This window comes from Streptomyces sp. NPDC006207, from assembly GCF_040613835.1.
Classification (GTDB): domain Bacteria; phylum Actinomycetota; class Actinomycetes; order Streptomycetales; family Streptomycetaceae; genus Actinacidiphila.
On record NZ_JBEXSX010000052.1, the window covers coordinates 1 to 12,386 of the forward strand.

Annotated in this window: 6 protein-coding genes and 1 pseudogene; 4 read left to right on the top strand and 3 right to left on the bottom strand. The window is 73.4% G+C overall.

All coding sequences use genetic code 11. The features are described from left to right. Window positions 1-64 precede the first annotated feature (64 nt). Window positions 65-1,578: pseudogene (locus ABZ312_RS32375) on the bottom strand (FAD-binding dehydrogenase). Between ABZ312_RS32375 and ABZ312_RS32380 the strand changes: the two are divergent. Next, entirely contained in the window at window positions 1,538-5,278 is a 3,741-nt protein-coding gene (locus tag ABZ312_RS32380) for a S8 family serine peptidase (RefSeq protein ID WP_500356368.1), read from the top strand. The pseudogene ABZ312_RS32375 and the gene ABZ312_RS32380 overlap by 41 nt on opposite strands. 132 nt (window positions 5,279-5,410) lie before the next feature. Here the strand turns inward: ABZ312_RS32380 and ABZ312_RS32385 are convergent, their stop codons facing one another. After that, window positions 5,411-5,971 (bottom strand): NAD(P)H-dependent oxidoreductase, encoded by a 561-nt coding sequence (locus ABZ312_RS32385; protein ID WP_500324587.1) that lies wholly within the window; start codon window positions 5,969-5,971, stop codon window positions 5,411-5,413. A 106-nt stretch (window positions 5,972-6,077) separates the two neighbouring features. Here ABZ312_RS32385 and ABZ312_RS32390 point away from each other — a divergent pair, with 106 nt between their 5' ends. Then, the gene (locus tag ABZ312_RS32390; protein WP_499515799.1) at window positions 6,078-6,728 is read left to right on the top strand and encodes a TetR/AcrR family transcriptional regulator; all 651 of its coding nucleotides are present in this window, start codon (window positions 6,078-6,080) and stop codon (window positions 6,726-6,728) included. Between the two features lie 120 nt (window positions 6,729-6,848). On the opposite strand, the gene ABZ312_RS32395 is transcribed toward ABZ312_RS32390, so the two are convergent. Further along, window positions 6,849-7,508 carry a calcium-binding protein gene (locus tag ABZ312_RS32395; protein ID WP_500324585.1) on the bottom strand — a complete coding sequence of 220 codons (660 nt, stop codon included), beginning with the start codon at window positions 7,506-7,508 and terminating at the stop codon, window positions 6,849-6,851. Between the two features lie 125 nt (window positions 7,509-7,633). Between ABZ312_RS32395 and ABZ312_RS32400 the strand changes: the two genes are divergently transcribed. Continuing rightward, on the top strand, window positions 7,634-11,401 hold the full coding sequence (locus ABZ312_RS32400; RefSeq protein WP_500439305.1) for a S8 family serine peptidase: 3,768 nt from the start codon (window positions 7,634-7,636) through the stop codon (window positions 11,399-11,401). Between the two features lie 193 nt (window positions 11,402-11,594). Then, the gene (locus tag ABZ312_RS32405; protein WP_500324583.1) at window positions 11,595-12,386 is read left to right on the top strand and encodes a hypothetical protein; all 792 of its coding nucleotides are present in this window, start codon (window positions 11,595-11,597) and stop codon (window positions 12,384-12,386) included.

The following is a 12,386-nucleotide window of genomic DNA, read 5'->3' on the forward strand; positions in this document are numbered from 1 at the left end:
GCCCGGGGTCTGGCAGATGATCGGCACCTTGACGTCGTAGGGCAGTACCTTCACGATCTGCCCCTCAGGTCGCCGTGGCGGCCGCCGCCGCACGCCCGGCCTGACGGCCGGAGAAGAGGCAGCCGCCGAGGAACGTGCCCTCCAGGGAGCGGTAACCGTGGACGCCGCCACCGCCGAAACCGGCGACCTCACCGGCGGCGTACAAGCCCGGCACCGGCTCCCCCGCCGCGTCCAGGACCCAGCCGGACAGGTCGGTCTGCAGACCCCCGAGCGTCTTGCGGGTGAGGATGTTCAGCCGTACCGCGATCAGCGGTCCCGCGGCCGGGTCCGTGATCTTGTGGCCGTGGCGGTACGGCTGAGGAAGTCGCCCGGGTACGCCAGGGCGTTGCGGATCCCCATCACCTGGGCGTCCTTGGTGTACGGGTTGTCGATCTCGCGGTCGCGGGCGTCGATCTGCCGCTTGAGGTCGGCCAGGTCGATGAGGTCCTGCCCGGTCAGCCTGTTCATCCCGGCGACGAGCCCGGACAGGGAGGAGGAGACCACGAAGTCGACGCCGTTCTTCTTGAACCGCTCGATGGGCTCCGGGGTCTGCCACAGGCGGGAGAGGGTGAGGGGGATGTCCTTGTTGGTGAGGTCCGGGTTCTGCTCCGAGCCGGAGAGGGCGAACTCCTTCGCCAGGATCTTCTGCGTGGTCACGAACCAGGAGTAGTCGTACCCGGTGCCCGTGATCGTCCTGATCGTGCCGAGGGTGTCGTACCCGGGCAGGTCCGGGGCGGAGAACCGCCTGCCGGTGGCGTCCAGCCACAGCGAGGAGGGACCGGGGAGGATGCGGATGCCGTGCTTGGCCCAGATCGGGGCGTAGTTCTGCAGACCTTCGGTGTAGTGCCACATGCGGTCCGGGTTGACGATCCGCCCGCCGGCCCGCTCGGTGATGGCGAGCATCCGGCCGTCCACGTGCTCGGGCACCCCGGAGATCATGTTCTTCGGCGGTGCGCCGAGCCGGGCCGGCCAATTCTGGCGCACCAGGTCGTGATTGGCGCCGATGCCGCCCGAGGTCACGATCACGACCGGGGCGCGCAGCTCGAAGTCGCCGACGACGGTGCGCGAACTGCGGGTGCCGCGAGGGGCGTTGCTCGGTTCCAGGACGGCTCCGCGGACCCCGGTGACGACGCCGGCGGTGCGCACGACCTCGTCGACGCGGTGCCGGAACCTGAAGCTCACCAGCCCCCTGGCGACCGCGGCGCGTACGCGCTTCTCGAAGGGCTCGACGACGGCCGGGCCGGTCCCCCAGGTACGCCTCGGCGGCCGCCGGGCTCGCAACGGTGCGCCGCGCCATCGGTCCGGTCGGCAACTTCCGCACGTGGGGACGGGTTTGACGATCCCAAACCCGTACGGTCGCGCTGCGGACGTGGGAAAGATCACCTCGCACGCCCTGCCCCCGTCCCCGGGTTTGGGGCCAGGATGCGACCGCCCCCACCGGGGCAGTCCGAACCGTCGTCGGGCCGACCCCGGCCCCACGGAACAGCCAGGGGATCCCTTGAGACCATCACCCAGACGCTGGGGCGTGCTCGCCGCCACCGGCGCCGCCCTCCTGTCGATGGCGCAACCCGCCGCCCTGTCCGCCGCCCAGGCGGCCCAGGCCGCCTCGCCCGGGAGCGCCGGCTCCGACGCCCCGGCCGCGCGGGGCAACGTGCCCGCGGGCGTCCACACGGTTACCCTGATCACGGGTGACATCGTTATCACCCGGCAGTCCGGTACCGCCGGAGGCACCGTCGAGGTGCGCGGCGCGGGCGGGTCCCAGAGCCGCGCGCACATCATGGAGTCCCGCGGGGACCTTTACGTCTATCCGGAATCCGCCCTCCCCTACGTGGCGGCGGGCACCCTGGACCGGCGCCTGTTCAACATCAGCAAGCTCGTCGCGGACGGCTACGACGACGCGCACCTCGACCAGCTGCCGCTCATCGTCTCCTACGGCACCGCCGCCGGCCTGCGCTCCACGACGCCGCGCGGTGCCACCCGGGTCAGGGACCTCAGCAGCGTCCAGGGTGCCGCCCTCACCGAGGACAGGGACCGGTCCGCCGACTTCTGGCAGGCCGTCACCTCCGCGCCCGGTGCCGGATCGCACGCCGCCAAAACCACCTCCGGCGACACCCCCGCCTTCGGCTCCGGCATCGCCCGCATCTGGCTCGACGGCAAGGTCGAGGCCGATCTCGCCGACACCACCGCCCAGATCGGCGCCCCGCAGGCGTGGTCGGCCGGCGACACCGGCAAGGGTGTCGACGTCGCCGTCCTCGACACCGGTGTCGACACCGGGCACCCGGACCTGTCCGGCCGGATCGCCGCCACCCGGACCTTCGTCCCGGACGAGGACGTGACGGACCGCAACGGGCACGGCACCCATGTCGCGTCCACCATCGCCGGCACCGGGGCCGCCTCGGGCGGCCAGGAGAGGGGCGTCGCCCCCGGCGCGGACCTCCACCTGGGCAAGGTGCTGGCCGACTCGGGCTCCGGCCAGGACTCCTGGGTGCTGGCCGGTATGGAATGGGCCGCGGTGGACCAGGACGCGGACGTCGTGAGCATGAGCCTGGGCTCCGACACCCCGTCCGACGGCACGGACCCCCTCAGTGCGGCGGTCGACCGCCTGAGCGCGCAGACCGGAGCGCTGTTCGTCATCGCCGCGGGCAACATGGGTACGCCCGGCAGTATCGGCGGGCCGGGAGCGGCGGACGCCGCCCTGACGGTGGGAGCCGTCGACTCCTCCGACGACGTCGCCTGGTTCTCCAGCCAGGGTCCGCGCGTCGGCGACGGCGGTCTCAAGCCGGAGATCACCGCGCCCGGCGTCGACGTCCTGGCGGCCCGCTCGCAGTACGCGCCGGAGGGTGAGGGCAGCTACCAGACGCTCAGCGGCACCTCCATGGCCACCCCGCACGTCGCGGGCGCCGCGGCCCTGCTCGCGGCCGCGCGCCCGGGGCTCACCGGCTCCCAGCTGAAGGACCTGCTGGTGAGCAGCTCGAAGCAGACCCCGCAGTACGACGCGTTCCAGGCGGGCAGCGGGCGGGTGGACGTGCCCTCGGCGCTCGGCGCCGAGGTATTCGCCTCGGCGACCGCGTTCACCGGCCAGGCCGAGGCCGGTGGCGGTGCCGCCGCGGTCGCACGCCCGGTCACGTACACCAACACCGGGGGTTCCCCGGTGACGCTCGCCCTGTCCGTCCAGGCCCCGAACGCCCCCGCGGGGCTGTTCGCGCTGTCCGCGTCCCGGGTCGTCGTGCCGGCGCACGGCACCGCCGAGGTCACCGTCACCATCAACGGTTCGAAGGGGACCGGAAACGGCCGCTGGTCAGGTCAGGTCGTCGCGGCCGACACGGCGGGGAGGACGGTCACCCACACGGCGGTGTCGCTGGGCGACGCCGCCCACAGGCTGACGATGGTCCTCAAGGACGGCGCGGGCAAGCCCATGTCCGGGGTCGTCGAGGTGCTGCGCTCCGGCGACTTCGACCCGGCGTTCTACCTCGTCGACCAGACCGGGCGGCTGGAGACCTGGCTCCCGGACGACGTCTACTCCGTACTGTCCTTCAAGGACGTGCGCGGCGTGCACGGTCCCCACTCGATGGGCATGGCACTGCTCGGCGACCCCGAGGTCGTCATGGACCGCGACCGCACGGTGACGCTGGACGCGACGAAGCTCCAGCGGGTCGACATGACGACACCACAGCCGACCGAGGTGACCTACCAGCGCCTGGAGTACAACCGCGCGATGGGCGGCGGCAGCTGGCGCGACTACATGGAGACCCAGACCAGCTACGACAGCCTCTGGGCCCAGCCCACCACGCACGAGATCACCCACGGCGACTTCCACCTCGGCGCCCGCTGGCGCAAGGAGCAGCCGGCGCTGTCCGTCACCGCCGGGAACGACGCGTTCACCGACGTCCTGCGGCAGGAGGACGTCACCGCGCTCGCCCAGGGCCACTACGCGTTCCCCCTGGTGGCCGCCGGTGACGGCGCGAGCGCGGACTACGCCGGGCTCGACGCGCGCGGCAAGGCGGTGGTCGTGCGCCGGGGCGGCACCGTGGGCGACGCCGAACAGGCCGCTGCGGCGGTCGCGGCGGGCGCCAGGCTCCTGCTCGTCGTGAACGACCAGCCGGGACGCCAGCTGCGGAGCTACACCGACGACCCCTTCACGCCCGCCCGGATCGACGTGGCGCTGCTGAGCACCGACGAGGGCGAACGGCTCCTGCGCCGCGCGTCGGCACGGGGCGCCGTGCTGAAGGTGGGCTCGCAGCCGGTCAGCCCGTACGTCTACGACCTCATGTGGACGTGGCACAACGAGATCCCCGGCCACCTCGTCGTCAAGGGCGGCACGAAGAACCTGGCCCGGGTCGACGTCACCTTCGACAGCCCCGACCCGGCCCAGGGCGGCGGCGAGTTCCGCTTCGACTGGCCCGTGTACTCCAACTGGGGCATCGGCCTGACGATGCGGGAGCCGGTGAACTCGCGGCGGGTCGACTGGGTCTCCACCGGACCGGGCTACTCCTGGGGCCAGGAGGCCTACGTCGACGGTCTGCTGTACGAGGTCGAACCGCGCACCACGTACCGGGCGGGCAGCCGGCACAGCCAGGAGTGGTTCAAGCCCGTCGAGCGGCCGTACCTCAACGACAACTACAAGCTGCCCACCCGCAGCGGCAGTTGGCTGGCCTTCGACATCCCCGCATGGGGTGGCGCGGACCACGTCGGCATGTCGATGGACTACCAGCGCACACGGCAGACGCTCACGCTCTACCAGGGCGGCACGCGCCTGGGCCAGAGCACGACCAACACCAGCATGGGGGGCACCGCCCCCGGTACGGGCCGGCTGCCCTACCGCCTGGTGCTGGACGCGAGCCGTGACGCCTCGGTGAGCCCCTACTCCGCCACCACGCACACCGAGTGGGAGTTCACGTCCAAGGCCCCGGCGGGCGACGACGCGGCGGTGCTGCCACTGCCTCAGATCGACTACGGCATCGCCACCGACGCGGACGGCAGGGCCGCCCGGAACGACGCGCTGTCCGTCACGGCCGCCCACCTCCCGGGCGCCGTCGGCGCGGGCTCCCTCTCGGACGTCTCCCTCGAGGTGTCCTACGACGACGGGCGTACCTGGCGGAAGACCGCCTGCGGGCACGACGGCCGCTTCAAGCTGTCGGCCCCGAAGCAGGCCCGGTTCGTCTCGCTCCGGGCGCGTGCGCACGACTCCGCGGGCAACGCGGTCACCCAGACCGTGATCCGGGCCTTCGGCCTCCGCTGACGCGGGGCGCCGGATCCCATCGGTGCGGGCGGGCCTCCTCACGGCCCGCCCGCACCGCCGTGCACGGGGCCGGATCGGAAGACGCGAGGACCCCGCGGGCGACGGCCCGCGGGGTCCCGGCGTGGAGGGGGCTCAGGCGGCGACGCCGGCACCGGCCTGGGAGAGCTGCTCGATGACCTGGGTCAGACCCTCGACGACCTCGGAGTCGTCCGCCGGGTGCGTCTGCGCGAAGCGGGTCACGGACCCGGGGATGGAGAGCTTGGCGTCCGTGAGGACGGAGGCGCCGGCGATGCCGGCCGCCTTGCGGGCCTCGTCCTGGGCCCACACGCCGCCGTACTGGCCGTAAGCGGTGCCGACCACGGCGACCGGCTTGCCGGACAGGGCACCGGCACCGTGCGGGCGGGACAGCCAGTCGATGGCGTTCTTGAGGACGGCCGGGATGGTGCCGTTGTACTCGGGCGAGAACAGCAGGAACGCGTCGACGGCGCCGGCGGTGGCGCGCAGACGGGCGGCGGCCTCGGGCACCGCGCCCTCGACGTCGAGGTCCTCGTTGTAGAAGGGGACCTCCGCCAGACCCTCGTAGAGCGTGATCTCGACGCCCTCGGGCGCGTGCTTGACGGCGGCCTCGGCGAGCTGGCGGTTGTGCGAACCGGCGCGGAGGCTGCCGACGAGGGCGAGGATGCGGACGGACATGGGCGAACTCCCTGCTAGGAACTGAAAGCGGACCGTGGTCCGGTTACATGTTGTACCAGTCAAACGGACCGCGGTCCACTTCTATTCCCACCGCTACGCTGTGGCCATGACCGAGCCGCACCGCGCCGTCCTCCCCGTGCGCGACGCCTCCGCCGGACCTGCCGGCCTCACCCTCACACCGGCGGGCGAGCCACCACGGCTGCGCGCCGACGCCGCACGGAACCGCAGGCGCCTGCTGGAGGTGGCGGCCGAACTCGCCGCCGAGCACGGAGCGGCGAACGTGACCATGGAGGCCGTCGCCGCCGCGGCCGAGGTCGGCAAAGGGACGGTCTTCCGGCGTTTCGGCGACCGCACGGGGCTGATGCTCGCGCTGATCGACCACATCGAGCAGCAGATCCAGGCGGCCTTCCTCACCGGTCCGCCGCCCCTGGGACCGGACGCCCCGCCGCTGGAGCGGCTGCGCGCCTTCGGTCCCGCCGTGATGCGCCACGAGCACGCCCATCGCGACCTGTACCTCGCCGCGCGCCGGGAGCAGAGCCGCCGCTTCAACCCGTCGTACCAGCTCAGGCTCACGCACCTGACCCTGCTGCTCCGGCAGGCGGGCGCCCCCGGCGACGTCGAACTGACCGGGCACACGCTGCAGGCCTACCTCGACACCGTGCTCGTGGAGTACCTGCTCACGGCCCGGGGCATGCCCATCGAGCGGCTGGACGCCGGCTGGCACGACCTCGTCGACCGCCTCGGCACACCGCGGTAGCGCCGTCGCCGGACGTCAGCCGGGCCGCGGTGCGACGCCCGGGCCGGTCGGCCCCGTCGAGCCGCCGTCGGCTCCGCGCGGACGTCCGGCCCGCCGCCGTGACGGCGGGCCGGTGAGCGGTCAGGGATTGCAGCCGGGACCGGTGGCCGGGTTGACGCAGGCGTCGGTGCCGGGTCCGCCGTTGTTGGTGTTGGTGCCGGGACCGCCGGAGAGGGCGTCGTTGCCGGCGTCACCGAAGAGGGCGTCGTCGCCGTCACCGCCGGTCAGGGCGTCGTTTCCGTCACCGCCTTCGATGCGGTCGTTGCCGGCCCCGCCGGTCAGCGTGTCGTTGCCGGCCACGCCGCAGATCAGGTCGTCACCGCCGCGGCCGTCCACGACGTCGTTGCCGCCCAGGGCGAAGATCACGTCGTTGCCGGGGGTGCCGAAGATGACGTTGGCACTGTTGGTCCCGGTGATGGTCGGGGTGACGGTGGCGCACGTCGCCGCGGAGACCGTCAACGTGAAGGCCTGCTGCGCCGTTTGCGCGGGGGCCGTCTCGGAGGCGGTCACCGTGAAGGTGAACGCCCCGGCGGTGGTGGGGGTCCCGGCGATCTGCCCCGTGCCGGGGTTCAGGGTGAGGCCCGGAGGCAGCGAGCCCGAGGTCACCGGAACGGGGCGTCCACGGATCACGGTCCCGAGATCGGCCGCCATGAACCGTGCCACGTCGACAAGGAGTTCGTGGCACGCGTCGACGGCGTTCGCCACCGTGCCCTTCGCGGCGACGGCGGCCGGGGTTCTCACCCTGTCGCGATCCCGACAGCGGGCGGAAAGACGCCGCTGTTCCACTCTCGTTTCCCGGCCCGTTGAATCGTTTAACTCGCTAGCATGCGGCGGACATTGGATGGATCTAACGTGAAGGATCCCCTGTGAGACCGCTCTTCCCGGGCCGAACCGGCCTGCCGATCGTCGCGGGTGTCGCGGCAATGCTGATGGCGATCCCACCGGCGTCTGCCAGTGACCACGCCACCCCCTCCTCCTCGACGGACAACGTGGTCGTGACCGGCCGGGCCCACTCGGGCTCCAGCCCGCGCACCGTCACCCTCATCACCGGCGACCGGGTCACCGTCACGCCGGGCGGCGACGGCCGTGCCTCCGTCACCGTGCAGGGCCCCGGCGGCCACCGCGCGGACGCCCGCATCACCACGCAGAACGGCGACACCTACGTCTACCCGTTCGCCGCCGAGCGGTACGTGGCGGCCGGACTGCTCGACACCGACCTCTTCAACGTCACGCGGCTCATCGCCGACGGTTACGACGACGACCGGTCCAAGGGCCTGCCCGTCATCCTGACCTACTCCTCCGACGCCCGGCGCAAGCTCGCGGCGCCGTCCCTCCCCGACGGGGCCACCGGCGCACGCGCGCTGACCAGCATCGACAGCACCGCCACCACCCAGGACCACGACCAGGCGGCGGAGTTCTGGGCCGACCTGACCGGCCGGGCCACCCCGCAGGCGGCCGCGAAGGTGGCGGCGAGCGGCCCCGCCCTGTCCGGCGGCGTACGCAAGGTGTGGCTCGACGGCAAGGTCAAGGCCGACCTCGCCGACAGCGTCGCCCAGATCGGCGCCCCCGAGGTGTGGGCCGGGGGCGACACGGGCCAGGGCGTGGACGTCGCCGTCCTCGACACCGGTTACGACACCGGCCACCCCGACCTCGACGGCGTCGTCGCCAACTCCCGCAGCTTCGTGCCCGGCGAGGACGTCGACGACCGCCACGGCCACGGCACCCACGTGGCGTCCACCATCGCGGGCAACGGCGCCGCGTCCGGCGGCAAGGAGAAGGGCGTCGCCCCCGGCGTGCGGCTGCACGTGGGCAAGGTCCTCAGCAACGCGGGCAGCGGTTCCGACTCCTGGATCATCAGCGGCATGGAGTGGGCCGCCCGCGAGGCCAAGGCCCGCGTGGTCAGCATGAGCCTCGGCAGCGACCAGCCCACCGACGGCACCGACCCGATGAGCCAGGCGGTCAACGAACTCAGCGCCGAGACGGGCGCGTTGTTCACCATAGCCGCCGGCAACGCCGGCCCGTACGAGGGCACCGTGGCCGCGCCCGGCGCCGCCGACGCCGCGCTCACCGTCGGCGCCGTCGACTCCTCCGACGCCATCGCCGACTTCTCCAGTCGCGGCCCCCGTTTCCGGGACGACGCGATGAAGCCGGAGATCACCGCCCCCGGTGTCGACATCCTGGCGGCCCGCTCCCAGTGGGCGCCCTTCGGGACCGGCTCGTACGCCACCCTCAGCGGCACCTCGATGGCCACCCCGCACGTCGCGGGCGTCGCCGCCCTGGTGGCGGCGGAGCACCCGGACTGGAACGGGGCCCGGATCAAGGACGCCCTGGTCTCCACGTCCGTCGCGACCCCGGACATCCCCGCGGACTCGGGCGGCAACGGACGCGTGGACGCGGTGGCCGCCACCGGCGCCACGCTCGTGGCCACCGCCACGGCCGACGCCGGCATCCACCCCCCGGGCGGGGCGTCCGGCGGGACCGTGACCCGTACCGTGGAGTGGGCCAACTCCGCTGACACCGCGGTCACCGTGACCCCGCGCGTGGACGCGCCGGGGGCACCCGAGGGCCTGTTCACCGTGACGGACCGTCAGCTCACCGTGCCCGCCCACGGCACCGCCTCCACCACCGTGACCACCACGCTCGACAAGGCCCCCGCGGGATCCCGCTTCACCGGGCACGTGGAGGGCGTCGTCGACGGCAAGACCGCCACGCGCACCCTGCTCGCGGTCAGCACCCGGGACGAGTACCACCACCTGCGCGTGCACGTCACCGACCGCGCCGGCGACCCGCTGGTCGGCCTGGTGATGTACCAGCGCAAGGGCGACGAGTTCGCCCAGGCCCTCTACACCGACCTCGACGGCGTGCTGGACACCGTCGTCCCGCCGGGCACGTACACCGTCTGGACCTGGGGCGCCGTCCGCGGCGTCCACGGCGAGTCCTCCTTCGGCCGGGCGCTGCTGGCCCGCACCGGCGTCGTGGTCGCGGACGCCGACACCGATGCGACGCTGGACGGGACGAAGCTGCGCAGGACCCAGGTCGTCACGCCGAAGACGTCCACGGACAGCGACATCCGCATGGACTTCAGCCAGTCCTTCAAGGACGGCTCCCCGGCGATCACCGACACCGCGACCGTCGGCGACGGCTTCGACAGCGTGTGGGCGCTGCCCATGCCGAAGGCCTCCGGGGGCGACCTGGCGTACACGGTGCGCTGGCGCATGCAGCAGCCGCTGCTGGCCCTGTCCTCCGGCGACCAGGTCTTCGACGACCTGTGGCTCCAGCCCGGTTCCGGGCGCCCGGCCGAGGGCGCCAAGACCCTGCCCGCCGTGTTCGCGGGCAACGGCACGGCGGCGGAGTACGCGGCCGCCGACGCCAAGGGCAAGGTGGCGGTGGTCCGCTTCGTGGCGGACGACGACGACCGGGTCGCCGCCGCGGCGGCCGACGACCAGTTCACCGCCGCGCAGAAGGCCGGCGTCGCGCTGCTCGTCGTGGTGAACGACCAGAACGGCCGGCTGCGGGAGCCCGTCCGCCGCACCGACCTGGTCATCGCGGGCGTCTCCCGGACCGAGGGCGAGACCCTGATCGGCCGTATCCAGGACAGCCGTACCGGCTCGGTGCCGATGCGCGTCGTCGGCCACGCCGAGACGGACTACCTGTACGACCTGGTGCACACCTGGCACGGCACGATCCCGCAGACGCAGACCTACGCGCCCGCCGAGCACCGACTGGCCAGGGTCGACGTCGGCTTCCGCAACGAACCCGGCACGGAGGTCGACGAGTTCCGCTACGACATCCAGCCCTACCTCGGGGTCAAGGTCGGCGGCACCCGGCTGTCGACGGCGGGCGCCGAGCGCACCGACTGGGTCACCCCGGCCGGTGAGGCGACCTGGATGGAGGAGGCCGCCAACGGCATCCGCTCCATCCAGTTCTCCGGACTGGTCGACTACCCGGCGGGACGCACCACCGACGTCCAGTGGTTCGGCCCCGTCGAGCACCCGCGCCTCAACGAGAGCCAGTGGCTGCCCCGGCGCAGCGGTGACGCGCTCGACGTGACCATCCCGGCCTGGGGCGACGGCGGCCGCGACCACGCGGGTGTGGTCGGGCCGGGCACCACCTCCCAGGTGAACGAGCTCTACCGGGGCGGCGATCTGGTCACCCGCACCGAGGGCGGCTGGCTGGGCGGGGACGTCCCGGCGGCCTCGGGCCGGTACCGGCTGGTGACGTCCACCGAGCGGACGGAGGGGTACCCGTACTCCACCGCGACCCGCACCGAGTGGGGCTTCACCTCCGCGACGCCGCGCACGGACGACCCGCAGGTGCTCCCGCTGCTGCAGCTCGACTACGGGATCCGCACCGACGCGGCCGGCGCCGCGCGACGCGACGCCGAGCTCACGGTCAGCGCTTCCCCGCTGCCGGGTGCGTCGGCCGGGCGGGTCAGCACCGACGCGGTGGAGGTCTCGTACGACGACGGCCGGACGTGGCACAAGCTCGCGCTGCGCGGCGCGGACGACGGCGCCGCCCGGGTCCGTCTGGACGCGCCGCGGCGGGCCGAGTTCCTGTCGCTGCGCGTGCGTGCCTCGGACAAGCGGGGCGACACGGTGACGCAGACGGTGATCCGGGCGACCGGTCTGGCCTGATCCGCGTCCGCACGAAGCGCGGCCGGTCCTCCGCACGGAGGGGCCGGCCGCGTCGCCGTTGCCCCGGAGCCCCCCTCGTTGCCCTGACCCGGCAGGCCGGCGCGTCCGACGCTGCCGGCTGCGGGCCTGGGCGGCCTTCGGCACGACATGATCGGATGGGCGCGCGGGGGTCGCACGGGGGTGGGGAGACACAGTGGGATCGGCGGAACAGAAGTCACCAGCCGCGATATGGCTGCTGATCGCCGTGACGGCGCTGGCCGTCGGGGTGGCGATGGTCTTCCTGACGCGCGGTGCGCTGGTGCGGGAGCGGGAGTTCCGTGCGGCGCCGCCGTGCGCGTCCGCACCCGTCAAGGTGTCGGACTGCCGGTGGGAGCAACAGTTCACCGTGCGGTCGGTGGACACGCACAGCGGCAAGCGGGAGTCGCCCGAGGCGGAGTTGTCGCTGCCGTCCGGCAAGCCGTGGCACCTGACCTTCCGTTGGCCCGGTCCCGTGCTGTCGCAGTTGGAGCCGGGCGACAAGGTCGTCGGCCTGATCTGGCGGGGGCAGGTCGTCGGGGTACGGAATGCCGCGGGGACGTGGCAGGAGACGAGCGACGGGCCTCTGGAGTGGCCCGAGGACCGCCTCGGCGGCGCGCTCGCCGGCCTCTCGTTCGGCCTGGTGGGGCTCGTCGGGGCGCTGTGGTCGCTGTTCGCGCCGGGGCCGCGTCACGCGAACGCGGCGAAGGCCGTGCGGTGGCACGGCGTCGCCATGGGCGTCACGGCGATCGTGACGCTGTGGGTGCAGGCGGCCAACGACTGGCCGATGTGGTCGATCCCGGCGATCTGGGGACCGCTGGCGCTGGCGCTGCTGGCCTCCGCGGTGGCCTTCGCCGTGGCGGGGCTTCGCGGCGGACTCCACGACGACGCCCCCTCCGCCGCTCGCTCGCGCCGGAAGCCGAAGGGCCTGCCGGGCGGGCCCTTCGGGCCGGGGGCCGTACGTCCTTGA

What these genes read in the sequence shown, in the direction of transcription:
- ABZ312_RS32385 (WP_500324587.1), bottom strand. Translation starts at nt 5,971, where the DNA reads ATGTCCGTCCGCATCCTCGCCCTCGTCGGCAGCCTCCGCGCCGGTTCG.
- ABZ312_RS32390 (WP_499515799.1), top strand. Translation starts at nt 6,078, where the DNA reads ATGACCGAGCCGCACCGCGCCGTCCTCCCCGTGCGCGACGCCTCCGCC.